The following is a 14,492-nucleotide window of genomic DNA, read 5'->3' as shown; positions in this document are numbered from 1 at the left end:
CGAACATGGATATCAAGAGCGCGCTGAGCCGCATCGTCGGTCATCTGGACTTGTCCACCGAAGAAATGAGCGACGTCATGCGTCAGATCATGACCGGTCAATGCAGTGAGGCGCAGATCGGCGCCTTCCTGATGGGCATGCGCATGAAAAGCGAGAGCATCGACGAGATCGTCGGCGCGGTGTCGGTGATGCGTGAGCTGGCCGACAAGGTCGAGCTGAAGAGCCTCGATGGCGTGGTCGATATCGTCGGCACCGGTGGCGATGGCGCCAACATCTTCAACGTCTCCACCGCCTCCTCGTTTGTGCTCGCCGCGGCCGGTTGCCCGGTGGCCAAGCACGGTAACCGTGCGGTCTCGGGCAAGAGCGGTAGCGCAGACCTGCTGGAAGCCGCTGGCATCTACCTGAACCTGACCCCCGTGCAGGTCGCCCGCTGCATCGACAGCCTGGGCATCGGCTTCATGTTTGCCCAGAGCCATCACAAGGCAATGAAGTACGCCGCTGGCCCGCGCCGTGAGTTGGGCCTGCGCACCCTGTTCAACATGCTGGGCCCGCTTACGAATCCGGCCGGTGTGAAGCACCAGGTGGTCGGCGTATTCACCCAGGCCCTGTGCCGCCCGCTGGCCGAAGTGCTGCAGCGGTTGGGCAGCAAGCACGTGCTGGTGGTGCATTCCAAGGACGGCCTGGACGAGTTCAGCCTGGCGGCGCCGACGTTTGTCGCCGAGCTGAAAAATGGCCAGATCACCGAGTATTGGGTAGAGCCTGAAGACCTCGGCATGAAGAGCCAGAGCCTGCATGGCCTGGCGGTTGAAGGCCCACAGGCCTCTTTCGAGTTGATTCGTGATGCCCTGGGCCGACGCAAGACCGAGAACGGCCAGAAAGCCGCGGAAATGATCGTGCTCAATGCGGGCGCCGCGCTGTACGCCGCGGATCATGCCATGACCCTGGCACAGGGCGTGGAACTTGCCCATGACGTGCTGCACACCGGCCTTGCCTGGGAAAAACTGCAGGAGCTGGGTGCCTTCACCGCCGTATTCAAGCTGGAGAACGAAGCATGAGCGTACCGACCGTGCTGGAAAAGATCATCGCTCGCAAAGTTGAGGAAGTGGCCGAGCGCAGTGCCCGGGTCAGCCTGGCTGAGCTGGAGCGCCTGGCCAAGGCCGCCGACGCGCCACGTGGCTTTGCCAATGCGCTGATCGAGCAGGCCAAGCGCAAGCAGCCGGCGGTCATTGCCGAGATCAAGAAGGCGTCGCCGAGCAAGGGCGTGATCCGCGAGCACTTCGTGCCAGCGGAAATTGCCGTCAGCTACGAGAAGGGCGGGGCGACCTGCCTGTCGGTGTTGACCGATGTGGATTACTTCCAAGGCGCGGATGTGTACCTGCAGCAGGCGCGCGCGGCAGTGTCGTTGCCGGTGATCCGCAAGGATTTCATGATCGACCCCTACCAGATCGTCGAGGCCCGTGCACTGGGCGCTGACTGCGTGCTGTTGATCGTCTCGGCGCTGGATGACGTGAAGATGGCTGAACTGGCTGCCACAGCCAAGGATGTCGGCCTAGATGTGTTGGTCGAAGTGCATGACGGCGATGAGCTGGAGCGTGCGTTGAAAACCCTCGACACGCCGCTGGTGGGGGTGAACAACCGCAACCTGCACACCTTCGAGGTCAGCCTGGAAACCACCCTTGACCTGCTGCCGCGTATTCCGCGTGATCGCCTGGCGATTACCGAGAGCGGTATCCTCAACCGGGCCGATGTAGAGCTGATGGCAATCAACGAGGTTTACTCGTTCCTGGTGGGTGAGGCGTTCATGCGCGCTGATCAGCCTGGGCTGGAATTGCAGCGGTTGTTCTTCCCGGAGCAGGTGAAGAAGACTGTTCAGCCACTGGACTGATCGAAACGAAGCCGGCGTGACTGCCGGCTTTTTTGTATGCCTGTAATGGCCCTTTCGCGGGTAAACCCGCACCCACAGGTACTTCGGCGCCCTTGTGGCTGTGTTGAACCTGCGGGGATCGATAACAACATCAAAGGTGGATCAATGACCGATCAACCCCTGGCACTGACCGTTGAACAAGGCCTGCATGCCGAACAGGACCTGCTGGCCGCCGTCTGCCGCGGCGAACGCGACAGCGGTGTGCTGTTTTGGCGCCCGACCGACCATGCCCTGGTCATGCCGCGGCGCATGAGCCGTCTGGACAACTTCGAAGCCGCCTGTGCCGAGCTGGCGATCGCTGGCTGGCCGGTGCTGTTGCGCGAGACCGGCGGTGAACCGGTGCCGCAGTCGCATGCCACGGTCAATGTGGCGCTGGTCTATGTGGCGCCGCGCAGTGAAGGTGACCATGGTCGCATCGAAAATGCCTACGAGCGCCTTTGCTTGCCGTTGTGCGAAGTACTACGCGAGTGGGGCGGGGTGGCTTCGGTGGGCGAGATCGACGGTGCGTTCTGCGACGGCCGCTATAACGTCAACCTCAATGGCCGCAAACTGGTCGGCACGGCCCAACGCTGGCGCCAGGGGCTGGGTGGCAAACGCCCGGTGGTGTTGGTGCATGGCGCGTTGCTGCTGGATAACGAGCGTGAATCGATGGTCGCGGCAGTCAACCGCTTCAACGAATGCTGCGAGCTGGAGCAGCGCTGCCGCGCCGATGCGCATATTGCCTTGCACGAAGTGGCGCCCCAAGCGCCCTGGTTCGAGCGCCTGTCACAGGCTTATGCCAAGGTGCTGGCTGATTTGCCCAAGGACTAACGGGTACCGTAGACCACCATGGTCTTGCCCTTGACCTGCACCAGGCTGCGTTCCTCGAGGTCTTTGAGGACGCGGCCGACCATCTCCCGCGAACAACCGACGATACGCCCAATCTCCTGCCGAGTGATCTTGATCTGCATACCGTCCGGGTGGGTCATCGCATCGGGTTGTTTGCACAGTTCGAGCAGGCAGCGGGCAACACGCCCGGTGACATCGAAGAAGGCCAGGTCGCCAACCTTGCGCGTGGTGTTACGCAGGCGCTGGGCCATCTGGCCGCCCAGGGCGTAGAGGATGTCGGGGTCCTGGCGGGAGAGTTCGCGAAACTTGTCGTAACTGATCTCTGCTACTTCGCATTCAGTCTTGGCGCGGACCCAGGCGCTGCGCTGCTGCTCGCCTTCTACGGGCTCGAAAAGGCCCAGCTCGCCAAAGAAATCGCCATTGTTGAGGTAGGCAATGATCATTTCGTGACCATCGTCGTCCTCGATCAGGATGGTCACCGAACCCTTGATGATGAACGACAGTGTTTCGGCCTTGTCGCCGGCGCAGATGATGTTGCTTTTAGCGGTGTAGCGGCGGCGTTGGCAGTGCACCAGCAGTTTGTCGATGTTCTTGATCTTGGCGGGTAGGGCGGAGGCAACCATCACGAAATCCTGTTCGATACGACGCATAGGTTTCTTATAGAGAGTGTCTGGCAGAACGCGCCAGTCATTTGGCGCCAGCTTATCAGACACTACAGGATGTTTCGGTACTAAACCGACACGTCTCGAGCTTTTCCGACAGCCACACAAGGTCTAAGCTGACACCCTTTTCCGAATATTAGGAGTCCGGGTAGATGAAGGCACGTATCCAGTGGGCCGGTGACGCGATGTTCCTCGGCGAGTCGGGGAGCGGGCATGTCGTCGTGATGGACGGCCCACCCGAGGCCGGTGGCCGAAACCTGGGCGTGCGCCCGATGGAAATGCTGTTGCTGGGCCTGGGTGGTTGCAGCAGTTTCGATGTGGTGAGCATCTTGAAGAAGTCGCGCCAGGCCGTGGAAAGCTGCGAGGCGTTTCTGGAGGCTGAGCGCGCCAGTGAAGACCCGAAGGTGTTCACCAAGATCCACATGAACTTCGTGGTCAAGGGCCGTGGCTTGAAAGAGGCCCAGGTCAAACGCGCCGTGGAGCTGTCGGCGGAGAAGTACTGCTCGGCTTCGATCATGCTGGAGCGTGCAGGTGTCGAGATTACCCACGGTTACGAGATTGTAGAGCTGGGTTAAGTGCTGGATTGTTGGGGCCGCGAAGCGGCCCCAGCTAACGTCAGTTACGCAGCGCCGGAAGGGCCACTCGCAACCACTGCGGTAATACGTTTCTGAAGGCCTGGCTCAACCGCTCCCGCCGCTTCTGGTAAACCAGACCCAGCCAGATAACCCCCAGACCAATCGCCGTCACCACCACTGGGAACAGCAGCGATTCGGCGAATACCTCGTAAGACAGGTACCCCAGGTAAGCCGCCACGCCCAATGCCCCGAACACCATGAACACCGGCCTGCGTAACAGCACGGCGATGCCCATCAGGCCGATATTGATCAGGCAGTAGAGGGCCTTGCCCAATTCGCTGCCGCTGTCTACCAAGGTCAACCCCCCCCAGAACGCCGCTAGCCCAGCCAGATACCCCCAGTGGGCGTAGTCCTCACGCGTGCGGCCGTCCACCACCAGAAACACCAGCAGCATGCCCAAGCCGAACCACAGCGACACTTCGCGTCGTTGTTCCCAGCTGAACGGCGAGCCATAGAACCATTCGCTGAGGTCCATCGACATGAACCACAGCGCCACGGCAATCGGCATCATGATGAACGGGAAGGGGATCAGCCTTAGCATGAGCAACCCGGCAATAACAGTTGCCGCTTCCATCATCAGCCAGCCACCCTGCACATAGGTGTAGTACTGGTGATAGGCGGTTTGCCTGTCATCCATCGGCCACCAGCCCACCAGGCGCTCGATGGCGAATACCGCCAGCGGCACGATGCTGACCGCGACCGCCGCCAGTACACCGGCTGCAATCGGCTGAGCGCGCCGTTGCAAATTAAGGGCAAAGAGGGTTAGCAGGACGATGTACAAGGTGGCAATGGCCAGCAGTGCCCAGTCGCCGATCGACATCCAGGCTTCGGTCAGCAGCCAGCCCATGGCGGCCATGATGAGCAAGGCGCCGAAATAGAAGGCGACATGCGCCAGCTGAAAGCTGCCACGTGTTGCCGGTTGCTGGCGCAGAAACTGCAGCAGGGCCTGGTCTTGGCCCGGCTGAAGGATGCCGGCTTGCACGGCACGCGCCAGGTCCTTGGCGCTGAATCGTTCCGTCATGGGGGGTGCCTTCAGATGCGGTAAGTGCTTTTGGTCATGACCTTGGCCAGCAGGCTCATGCCGAAACGCACAGGGGCAGGGAAGCGATAGCCGCCCGCTTCGAGGGCAGATTCGGCGTGCTGCTCTTCATCGATGCGCATCTGCTCGAGAATTGCGCGGGACTTTTCGTCCTCGTGCGGGATTTGCTCCAGGTGTTCGTCCAGGTGTTTGCACACCTGATGCTCGGTGGCCGCGACGAAGCCCAGGCTGACCTTGTCGCTGACCAGGCCCGCGAGGGCGCCAATGCCAAACGACATGCCGTAGAACAATGGGTTGAGCACGCTCGGGTGGCTGTTCAGCTGACGAATGCGCTGTTCACACCAGGCCAGGTGGTCGATTTCTTCCTCGGCGGCGTGCTCCATGGCTTTGCGTACCTGGGGCAGCTTGGCGGTCAGGGCCTGGCCTTGGTACAGCGCCTGGGCGCAGACCTCGCCGGTATGGTTGATGCGCATGAGGCCGGCAATGTGGCGGCTCTGGGCGTCGTCCAGGTCGGCATCCGGCTGGACGATGGCCGGGGATGGGCGGGACGGTTGGCCGCTGAAGGGCAGCAAGGTGCGCATGGCGGTATCGGCCTGCAGCAACAAGCGGTCGAGCGGCGAGTAGTGACGTTCGGTAGCCATCGGGCACCTCCGCAAGAGTGTGCCCGACAGTTTACCGCAATAGCGCAAGGGTCGCTTGCCCTGGATCAGCCCGGTGGCCAGTGCATCTGGCGTTGGCCAAGTACGTGCATATGGATGTGGTAGACGGTCTGCCCACCTTGCTCGTTGCAGTTCATGACCACGCGGAAGCCGTCATCGCAACCCAGTTCCTTGGCCAGGCGCTGAGCAGTGAACAGGATGTGGCCGGCCAGGCCTTTATCCTCTTCGGTCAAATCGTTGAGGGTGCGGATGTGCTTTTTCGGGATGACCAGAAAATGCACGGGCGCCTGGGGGGCGATATCGTGGAACGCCAGAACCTGGTCGTCCTCGTAAATGATCTTCGCCGGGATTTCCCGGTTGATGATCCTGGTGAATAAATCGTCCACAGCACTTGCTCCATGGTGAGGGTCCGGGCCGAGTGTACTCAGCCGGGCGCCGCTCGCCCAGTGGCTATTCCATTCCGACCGGGCAGTAGCGGCGATGGATTACCCCGGCGAGCTTGCGCACCAACCAGCGCGGTAGCAGGCGTGGCGCGAACGCCAGCCAGCGATTGCGTCGGTCGGGGGTGATCAGCGTGCGGTTTTTGTCCAGGGCACGCACGGTGTACAGCGCCACTTCCTCGGGGCTGAGGCAGCGCGTGCTGCCCTCGAGCCGCGGAATGCGCCGGCGCGAAGAGCGCACCGGGCCAGGGCAGAGTACCGAGACCTTGATGCCGGTGCGCTTGAGCTCCTCGCGCAATGCTTGGGAGAAACTCAACACATAAGCTTTGCTGGCCGCGTAGGCCGCCATCCAGGGGCCCGGTGCGACGCCGGCCAGGCCTGCGACATTGAGGATCTGCCCGCCACCCTGTACAGCCATCAGGTTGCCGATGGCATGGCAGAGGCGGCTCATGGCCAGGATATTGACCTCCAGCAGGTCCTGCTCGTCGGCCCACTCGTGGGCCAGGAACGGCCCGTAGGTGCGTAGCCCCGCGCAGTTGACCAGCAGGTCGATACGCCGCTCACCTTCTTCCAGCTCTAGCACAAAGCCCGAAAGGCGAAGCGGCTGGCTGAGGTCACAGGCGCGGAACAACACTTCGACACCGAAGCGTTGGGTCAGCTCGACGGCCACCGGCTCCACCGTTTCACGCTGACGTGCCACCAGGATCAGATTGCGCCCGCGCCGTGCCAGCGCTTCCGCCAGGGCCAGGCCCAGGCCGCTGGAAGCACCAGTGATCATGGCGTAACGGGTCATGCAAAGGCTCCTGGGGGCTGAAGAGGGCGCCTAGTGTACAGCTTGGCTGGGCAAGGTGTTGCCTTTTGCTACAAGGCCTGAGCGCGAATACCCTGGCAGCGATCCAGGGCTTCCCGGTACTCGCTTTGCAGGCGTTCGATCAGCACGCGGGCGTCCGGCAGGTCATGGATATCGCCCACCCCCTGGCCTGCCGACCATACGGTTTTCCAGGCCTTGGCTTCGTCGTCGATCGGCTTGAGCTTGCCCAGTTCGTGACCACTCTTGAGTGCGTTCATGTCATAGCCCGCCTGCTCCAGGCTCGGGCGCAGGAAACTCGCCGGCACACCGGAGACCGCCGGGGTGTGGACGATATCCACGGCATGGGCATCGAGCAGCATCTGCTTGTAGGCATCCTGGGCCTGGCTTTGCGCGGTGGCAATGAAGCGGGTGCCCATGTATGCCAGGTCCGCACCGAGCAGTTGTGCCGCGAGAATTTCATGGCCATGGTTGATGCAGCCCGCAAGCAGCAGGGTCTTGTCGAAGAACTGCCGGATTTCGGCCACCAGGGCGAATGGGCTCCAGGTACCGGCATGGCCGCCGGCACCCGCCGCGACGGCGATCAAGCCATCGACGCCGGCCTCGGCGGCTTTCTCGGCATGGCGGCGGGTGGTGACATCATGGAATACCAGGCCGCCGTAGCTGTGCACGGCATCGACCACTTCCTTCACCGCGCCCAGGCTGGTGATGACGATCGGCACCTTGTGCGCTACACATAGGGCCAGGTCGGCCTGCAAGCGCGGGTTGGTCGGGTGCACGATCAGGTTCACCGCATAGGGGGCCGGTGCTTGCAACTGTGCCAGGCCTGCCTCGATCTCTTCTAGCCAAGCCTTGAACCCGGCACTGTCGCGCTGGTTCAGCGCCGGGAAGCTGCCCACCACGCCACTGGCGCAGCAGGCCAGAACCAGGCTCGGGTTGGAAATCAGGAACATCGGTGCTGCCACCACGGGCAGGCGCAGGCGTTGTTCGAGCGAGGCGGGCAATGACATGGCAAGGCTCCTGTAGGGGGTTACCGTCAGAACGGTTTGACCACCACGAGAATTACGATACCCAGCAGGAACAGCACCGGGACTTCGTTGAACCAGCGGTAGTAGACGTGGCTGCGGGTATTGGCGCCGCTGGCGAAGCGTTTGCGCTGCGCGCCGCACATGTGATGGTAGCCGGTCAGCAGGATGACCAGGGTGAGCTTGGCGTGCAGCCAGCCTTGGCTCAGCCAGCCCGGGGTCAGGTAGAGCATCCAGGCGCCGAACACATAGGTGGCGATCATGGCCGGGTTCATGATGCCGCGGTACAGCTTGCGCTCCATGGTCACGAAGCGGTCCTGGCTGATGCTGTCCTGGCTCTGGGCGTGGTAGACGAACAGCCGGGGCAGGTAGAACAGGCCGGCGAACCAGCAGACCACGCTGATGATATGCAGCGCTTTGATCCATAGGTAAAGCATTGAGGGAGTTCCTTCAGGTTTTCACGGTCGTCAGATAGTAGTGGTCAAGCGCCCGAAGGGTCACCCGAAGAGTTGTTACAGGCGGCTTGCGCCCCTATTATCGTGCGCTTTCCAGTGGGCTCGTTGATAAGGGGCAAGCGTTATGATCAAGGTCGGTATCGTCGGCGGCACGGGTTACACCGGCGTCGAACTGTTGCGTCTGCTGGCGCAGCATCCACAGGCCGAAGTGGCGGTCATCACTTCGCGCTCCGAAGCGGGCGTGGCGGTAGCTGACATGTACCCGAACCTGCGCGGCCATTATGACGGCCTGGCGTTCAGCGTGCCGGACAGCAAGGCCCTGGCGGCGTGCGACGTGGTGTTTTTCGCAACGCCCCATGGTGTCGCCCACGCCTTGGCAGGCGAACTGCTGGCGGCTGGCACCAAAGTGATCGACCTGTCTGCCGACTTCCGTCTGCAGGATGCTACCGAGTGGGGCAAGTGGTACGGCCAGCCTCATGGCGCGCCTGAGCTGCTCAAGGACGCCGTCTATGGCCTGCCTGAAGTCAACCGCGAAAAAATCCGCCAGGCACGCCTGATTGCGGTCCCGGGCTGCTACCCGACGGCCACCCAGCTGGGCTTCTTGCCACTGCTGGAGGCTGGCCTGGCCGACCCGTCGCGCCTGATTGCCGACTGCAAGTCGGGTGTCAGTGGTGCTGGGCGTGGCGCTGCAGTGGGCTCGCTGTTCTGTGAGGCTGGCGAGAGCATGAAGGCCTATGCGGTCAAGGGCCATCGCCACCTGCCAGAAATCAGCCAGGGCTTGCGCCTGGCGGCGGGCAAGGATATTGGCCTGACCTTCGTGCCGCACCTCACGCCCATGATCCGGGGTATCCACGCCACCCTGTACGCCACCGTGGCAGATACGTCGGTCGATCTGCAGGCGCTGTTCGAGAAGCGTTATGCCGATGAACCGTTCGTCGATGTGATGCCCGCTGGCAGCCACCCGGAAACCCGCAGCGTGCGCGGTGCGAACGTCTGCCGTATCGCTGTGCATCGTCCGCAGGGCGGTGATCTGGTGGTGGTGCTGTCGGTGATCGACAACCTGGTCAAGGGCGCGTCGGGCCAGGCGGTGCAGAACCTCAATATCCTGTTCGGTCTGGATGAGCGTATGGGCCTGTCCCACGCGGGCCTGCTCCCTTAACAGGGTAAGCTGGCACAGGGGCCCGCCGTGTGCGGGCCTTTTTGTGGGCGCGACTAAAGCCGCACAATTCTTGACCATTTTTCTCGGAGAAGCGGATAATGCGCGTCATCGAGTTTTATGGCGGCAACTGCGCCGGGAGAATCAGCATGAGCGTCGAAACCTTCACCCCTACCGGTCTGGAATTCACCCAAGGGGCAGCCCAAAAGGTGAAGACCCTGGTCAACGAGGAAGGCAATGAGCGTCTGAAGTTGCGTGTGTTCGTGACCGGCGGTGGCTGCTCGGGCTTCCAGTATGGTTTCACCTTCGATGAAGATGTGGCCGAAGATGACACCATCGTCGAGCGTGAAGGCGTGTCGCTGGTGGTCGACCCGATGAGCTTCCAGTACCTGGCAGGTGCCGAAGTGGACTATCAGGAAGGCCTGGAAGGCTCGCGCTTCGTCATCAAGAACCCGAACGCCGCCACCACCTGCGGCTGTGGTTCTTCGTTCTCGATCTGATCACGGGCTGTACGAAAACGCCGCGCATTTGCGCGGCGTTTTGCATTCTGGCGGAGTGTTAAGCGGGGTAGATGGCGCCAAGCACGCGCAGCCCACGGGCTGCTGTCACGCTGGGGCGGTTGGCTGGAATGCCTTCCAGGCAGCAATGGGCAAGCCAGGCAAAGGCCATGGCCTCTACCCAGTCCGGGTCGACGCCATGCGCTGCGGTGCTGTCCACCTGGGCACCTGGCAACAGTTGGGCAAGCCGGCGCATCAGTGTGCCGTTGCGGGCCCCGCCACCGCACACCAGCAGTGCCTCAGTGCCTTGCTGCGCAGTGCACAGTGATTCGATGATGCTGCGCGCGGTCAGCTCCAGCAGGGTCGCCTGCACATCCTCGGCACGGTAGGGCGGCAGCTGGCTCAGGTGGCTGCGCAGCCACGCCAGGTTGAACACTTCGCGGCCTGTGCTCTTGGGGCCGGCGCCTGCAAAGAACGGGTCGCGCAACAGCGCCGCAAGCAGGTCCTCGATCACCACGCCACTCGCCGCCCAGGCGCCGTCAGCATCGTAATGCTGGCCGCGCGAGTGCTCGATCCAGGCGTCCAGCAGCACGTTGCCCGGCCCACAGTCGAAACCATGCACCGGCGTGTCGTTGGCAATCAGGCTGAGGTTGCTGAAGCCGCCGACATTAAGCACGGCGAGCCGTTTGCCCAGGTGGCCGAACAGCGTTTCGTGAAAGGCCGGGACCAGTGGAGCCCCTTGCCCGCCAGCGGCTACATCGCGGCGTCGAAAGTCGCCGATCACGCTGATCTGGGTAAGCTCGGCAAGCAGCGCCGGGTTGCCGATTTGCACCGTGAAGCCGCGGGCGGGTTCATGGCGGATTGTCTGGCCATGGCTGCCGATGGCGCGGACAGCATTGGCTTGCAAGCCCTGGCTCGCGAGCAGGTGACCGATGCCTTCGGCTGCCAGGCTGGCCCAGCGGTTCTCGGCCAATGCAGCGCGGGCAATCTCGTCAGGGCCGCTGGCGCAAAGGCTCAGCAAGTCCTGGCGAAGGTCGGTAGGCATGGGGATATAGTGAGTGGCGAGCAGTTGAGGCTGCTCGCGCTGTTCGATCAGGGCGATGTCCAGGCCATCTAAGCTGGTACCGGACATGACCCCCAGATAAAGCGCCATGGCTTAGCGCTTGTTCGCTGCGAGCATGGTGGCCTTTTCCTGATCCATGCGGGCGATCAGTGGCTGGCTCTGCTGCAGGAAGCGTTGGCGTTCGGCCTTGGCGATCGGGTCGGACATCGGCACTTTCTGGCTCAGCGGGTCGACGTGAACGCCGTTGACCTGGAACTCGTAATGCAGGTGCGGGCCTGTGGAGAGGCCGGTGGTGCCGATGTAGCCGATGATCTGGCCCTGCTTGACCGAGCCGCCGGTCTTGATGCCTTTGGCAAAGCCTTGCATGTGGCCGTAAAGAGTCTTGTAGCGGTTGCCGTGCTGGATGATCACGGTGTTGCCGTAGCCGCCACGGCGCCCGGCCAGTTCGATACGGCCGTCACCCGCTGCCTTGATCGGTGTGCCGCGGGGGGCGGCATAGTCGACGCCTTTGTGGGCGCGGATTTTGTTCAGAATCGGGTGTTTGCGGCCAGCGGAGAAGCGTGAGCTGATGCGGGCGAAGTCCACCGGGGTACGGATGAACGCTTTGCGCAGGCTGTTGCCATCGGCGGTGTAGTAGCTGGTATTGCCTTGTTTGTTGGTGTAACGCACCGCAGTGTAGGTTTTGCCGCGGTTGGTGAAGCGCGCAGAGAGGATGTTGCCGGTGCCAACCACCTTGCCATCCATGACTTTCTGCTCGTACACCACGTCGAATTCGTCGCCCGGGCGGATGTCCTGGGCGAAGTCGATGTCGTAGCCAAGGACGCGAGCCATGTCCATGGTCATGCTGTGGGAAAGGCCGGCGCGTTGGGCGGAGGCCGACAACGAGCTCTTGATCACGCCATGGGCATAGGCCGTGCGGACCACGGGCTTGCTGATTTCGCGGTTGAAGGTGTAGCCCTTGGCGTTTTTGGTCAGGCGAATGGTTTCAAGGTTGCTGACCTTGCTGTGCAGGTTGGTCAGCTGGCCGTCTTTGTCGAGCTCGAACTGCAGCACCTGGCCGTGCTTGAGCTGGCTGAACTGCTTCGCCTGCTTGTTGCTGGCCAGCACCTCATGAACCGCGCTGGCTGGCAAGCCGACCTTGGCGAACAGGGTGGAGAGGGTGTCGCCACGCGCTACGGTGACTTCGCGGTGGCCGGGCTGCTTGGCGGCCTCGGCTACCGGTGCTGCTGCAGGCTTTTCCTGTTCGGCTTTCTCGGTGGCCGAATCGGCCTCTTCGATCTGGGCGAACGGCGAGCTTTGCTCAGCGTCAGCCTGCACCAGCGGCGCGGCCTTGGATTCTTCTTTCAGTTGCTCGACCGGGCTTTCCAGTTCGAGGTTGAGGGTGGTTTTCTTGGCTTCGACTTCGCTGGAGGGAAATACCAGCAGTGCCAGGCTGAGCAGGGCGGCGATGCCGCTGGCGGCCAACAGATGGCTTTTCGGATAAAGCGGGGGCGCTTTAGGCGGTTCGTTGGTCATAGGTAAGGTGACTTTTTGAAGAAAAGTGAATATGGAAAAGATGAATGACATGATGAAGATGAAATAACTGTATAAAATATAACCAAATCCATTTTCACGCAAGGGCGCGTAGACGCCGCAAGCCTGCGGTCAGGTCACATTCCGTTGCGAAACTTGTATTTGATGGCCGATCTTGTATGGTTGGCTCCCCTTGAATCTGAGCCTTGCGGGTCTGTCTATGAAGTCGGTTGAAGAGCAGCTGGCGCTTATCAAGCGCGGTGCGGAAGAAGTATTGGTCGAGTCGGAACTGGTGGAGAAGCTCAAGCGCGGCCAACCTCTGCGCATCAAGGCAGGCTTCGACCCTACTGCGCCTGACCTGCACCTTGGGCACACGGTGCTGATCAACAAGCTGCGCCAGTTCCAGGAGCTGGGGCATCAGGTCATCTTCCTGATTGGTGATTTCACCGGGATGATCGGTGATCCGAGCGGCAAGAGCGCCACGCGCCCGCCGCTGACCCGCGAGCAGGTACTTGATAACGCCGAGACCTATAAACAGCAGGTGTTCAAGATTCTCGACCCGGCCAAGACCGAGGTTGCGTTCAACTCCACCTGGATGGACACGCTTACGCCAGCTGACTTCATTCGCCTGGCATCGCAGTACACCGTTGCGCGCATGCTTGAGCGGGATGACTTCGACAAGCGTTACACCACCAATCAGCCGATCGCCATCCATGAGTTCCTCTACCCGCTGGTGCAGGGCTATGACTCGGTGGCACTGAAAGCTGACGTGGAACTGGGCGGTACCGACCAGAAGTTCAACCTGCTGATGGGGCGTGAACTGCAGCGTGCCTATGGCCAGGAAGCGCAGAACATCGTGACCATGCCGCTGCTCGAAGGGCTGGACGGCGTGAAGAAGATGTCCAAGTCGCTGGGCAACTATGTGGGCATCCAGGAAGCGCCAGGGGTGATGTACAGCAAGCTGGTGTCGATCCCGGACACGCTGATGTGGCGTTACTTCGAGCTGCTGAGCTTCCGCTCGATGGAAGAGATCGAGCAGTTCCGTGCTGATGTTGCCAGTGGCGCGAACCCGCGCGACATCAAGATCAAGCTGGCGGAAGAGATCGTGGCGCGCTTCCATGGTGAAGAGGCTGCTGCCAATGCTCACCGTGCGGCGGGCAACCGAATGAAGGAAGGCGAGTTGCCAGAAGACTTGCCAGAAATCGAAGTTACTGCGGCTGAAGACCTGCCGATCGCTGCGGTGCTGAACCGGGCGGGGTTGGTGAAGAACTCGGCGATGGCGCGGGATCTGCTTAATGGCGGTGCCGTTAAGGTAGATGGTGCGGTGGTCGATCGCGACTTCGTATTTGCACTGGGCGCCACACACGTTTGCCAGGCCGGTAAGAAGGCATTTGCCCGGGTCACCCTAAAGGCTGAGTGATCGTTAGTAGGTGTAGCTATATAGAAGCGGGGAGGCCGACAGGTCTCCCCGCTTTGTTTTTAGCGATATTAAGGTTTCGTGAAATTAAAGGTTGACGGGGTTTCGAATCCCCTTATAATGCGCCCCACTTCCAGCGTGATTGGAACGAGAAACTCCTTGAGTATCAACGAGTTAATCGATTCAGGTGGTGTTGTAAGGGCTTCGATCGAAAGATCGTCAGCGGTTGAAATGGTGGTTGACAGCGCTTCTAAAAGCTGTATGATTCGCCTCCCGCTACGAGAGATAGCAGCGAGCCAAGTGTTTGAAGCTAAACGAGTTTCTCGCGAAAAACTTCAAAATAAAAGCTTGACAGGCCCTGAGGAAAGCGTA

The 14,492-nt window shown here is 61.6% G+C and carries 17 protein-coding genes; 8 read left to right on the top strand and 9 right to left on the bottom strand.

Going from position 1 to position 14,492, the window contains the following annotated elements:
- The first annotated feature begins 5 nt into the window (after positions 1 to 5).
- From trpD to MFF34_RS08255, 3 genes are all read left to right on the top strand, one after another.
- A complete protein-coding gene (trpD, locus tag MFF34_RS08265; RefSeq protein WP_027594405.1) occupies positions 6 to 1,055 on the top strand; it encodes an anthranilate phosphoribosyltransferase in 1,050 nt (349 codons plus the stop codon).
- Positions 1,052 to 1,885 (top strand): indole-3-glycerol phosphate synthase TrpC, encoded by an 834-nt coding sequence (gene trpC, locus MFF34_RS08260; RefSeq protein ID WP_099428188.1) that lies wholly within the window; start codon positions 1,052 to 1,054, stop codon positions 1,883 to 1,885. Before trpD ends, trpC begins: the two co-directional genes overlap by 4 nt.
- Positions 1,886 to 2,029: 144 nt before the next feature.
- Complete coding sequence (locus MFF34_RS08255) at positions 2,030 to 2,734, top strand: lipoate--protein ligase family protein (RefSeq protein ID WP_186681377.1); 705 nt, start codon at positions 2,030 to 2,032, stop codon at positions 2,732 to 2,734.
- Here the strand turns inward: MFF34_RS08255 and crp are convergent.
- Positions 2,731 to 3,375, bottom strand: a complete 645-nt coding sequence (crp, locus tag MFF34_RS08250) for a cAMP-activated global transcriptional regulator CRP (protein WP_027594408.1) — start codon at positions 3,373 to 3,375, stop codon at positions 2,731 to 2,733. The genes MFF34_RS08255 and crp overlap by 4 nt on opposite strands.
- 191 nt (positions 3,376 to 3,566) lie before the next feature.
- Between crp and MFF34_RS08245 the strand changes: the two genes are divergently transcribed.
- On the top strand, positions 3,567 to 3,989 hold the full coding sequence (locus MFF34_RS08245; RefSeq protein WP_027594409.1) for an OsmC family protein: 423 nt from the start codon (positions 3,567 to 3,569) through the stop codon (positions 3,987 to 3,989).
- Between the two features lie 40 nt (positions 3,990 to 4,029).
- On the opposite strand, the gene MFF34_RS08240 is transcribed toward MFF34_RS08245, so the two are convergent.
- From MFF34_RS08240 to hemJ, 6 genes are all read right to left on the bottom strand, one after another.
- Positions 4,030 to 5,070 (bottom strand): DUF2157 domain-containing protein, encoded by a 1,041-nt coding sequence (locus tag MFF34_RS08240; protein ID WP_238212311.1) that lies wholly within the window; start codon positions 5,068 to 5,070, stop codon positions 4,030 to 4,032.
- An 11-nt stretch (positions 5,071 to 5,081) separates the two neighbouring features.
- Positions 5,082 to 5,729 carry a 2-polyprenyl-3-methyl-6-methoxy-1,4-benzoquinone monooxygenase gene (gene coq7, locus MFF34_RS08235; RefSeq protein ID WP_027594411.1) on the bottom strand — a complete coding sequence of 216 codons (648 nt, stop codon included), beginning with the start codon at positions 5,727 to 5,729 and terminating at the stop codon, positions 5,082 to 5,084.
- Positions 5,730 to 5,794: 65 nt separating this feature from the next.
- Positions 5,795 to 6,133: a histidine triad nucleotide-binding protein gene (locus tag MFF34_RS08230; protein WP_027594412.1), complete on the bottom strand. Its 339-nt coding sequence runs from the start codon at positions 6,131 to 6,133 to the stop codon at positions 5,795 to 5,797.
- Positions 6,134 to 6,197: 64 nt separating this feature from the next.
- Positions 6,198 to 6,980: an SDR family oxidoreductase gene (locus tag MFF34_RS08225; RefSeq protein ID WP_238212309.1), complete on the bottom strand. Its 783-nt coding sequence runs from the start codon at positions 6,978 to 6,980 to the stop codon at positions 6,198 to 6,200.
- A gap of 68 nt (positions 6,981 to 7,048) precedes the next feature.
- The gene (locus MFF34_RS08220; protein ID WP_238212307.1) at positions 7,049 to 8,005 is read right to left on the bottom strand and encodes a nitronate monooxygenase family protein; all 957 of its coding nucleotides are present in this window, start codon (positions 8,003 to 8,005) and stop codon (positions 7,049 to 7,051) included.
- Between the two features lie 26 nt (positions 8,006 to 8,031).
- On the bottom strand, positions 8,032 to 8,457 hold the full coding sequence (gene hemJ, locus MFF34_RS08215) for a protoporphyrinogen oxidase HemJ (protein ID WP_099428191.1): 426 nt from the start codon (positions 8,455 to 8,457) through the stop codon (positions 8,032 to 8,034).
- A 142-nt stretch (positions 8,458 to 8,599) separates the two neighbouring features.
- Between hemJ and argC the strand changes: the two genes are divergently transcribed.
- Both argC and erpA read left to right on the top strand, forming a co-directional pair.
- Positions 8,600 to 9,634 (top strand): N-acetyl-gamma-glutamyl-phosphate reductase, encoded by a 1,035-nt coding sequence (argC, locus tag MFF34_RS08210; RefSeq protein ID WP_008089527.1) that lies wholly within the window; start codon positions 8,600 to 8,602, stop codon positions 9,632 to 9,634.
- Positions 9,635 to 9,780: 146 nt separating this feature from the next.
- On the top strand, positions 9,781 to 10,131 hold the full coding sequence (gene erpA, locus MFF34_RS08205; RefSeq protein WP_099455778.1) for an iron-sulfur cluster insertion protein ErpA: 351 nt from the start codon (positions 9,781 to 9,783) through the stop codon (positions 10,129 to 10,131).
- Between the two features lie 58 nt (positions 10,132 to 10,189).
- On the opposite strand, the gene MFF34_RS08200 is transcribed toward erpA, so the two are convergent.
- Together MFF34_RS08200 and MFF34_RS08195 are read right to left on the bottom strand one after the other, a co-directional pair.
- Positions 10,190 to 11,281, bottom strand: a complete 1,092-nt coding sequence (locus MFF34_RS08200; protein ID WP_238212297.1) for an anhydro-N-acetylmuramic acid kinase — start codon at positions 11,279 to 11,281, stop codon at positions 10,190 to 10,192.
- A 3-nt stretch (positions 11,282 to 11,284) separates the two neighbouring features.
- On the bottom strand, positions 11,285 to 12,706 hold the full coding sequence (locus tag MFF34_RS08195) for a peptidoglycan DD-metalloendopeptidase family protein (RefSeq protein ID WP_099428193.1): 1,422 nt from the start codon (positions 12,704 to 12,706) through the stop codon (positions 11,285 to 11,287).
- Positions 12,707 to 12,923: 217 nt separating this feature from the next.
- Here MFF34_RS08195 and tyrS point away from each other — a divergent pair, with 217 nt between their 5' ends.
- On the top strand, positions 12,924 to 14,123 hold the full coding sequence (gene tyrS, locus MFF34_RS08190) for a tyrosine--tRNA ligase (RefSeq protein WP_238212294.1): 1,200 nt from the start codon (positions 12,924 to 12,926) through the stop codon (positions 14,121 to 14,123).
- 156 nt (positions 14,124 to 14,279) lie between these two features.
- On the top strand, positions 14,280 to 14,492 hold a 213-nt coding region (locus tag MFF34_RS08185), incomplete at its 3' end, for a hypothetical protein (protein ID WP_238212291.1).

The organism is Pseudomonas sp. PAGU 2196 (assembly GCF_022179005.1).
Classification (GTDB): Bacteria; Pseudomonadota; Gammaproteobacteria; order Pseudomonadales; family Pseudomonadaceae; genus Aquipseudomonas; species Aquipseudomonas kermanshahensis.
The sequence above is the reverse complement of the archived record's forward strand: the minus strand, read 5'-3'. Positions and strand labels throughout refer to the sequence as shown.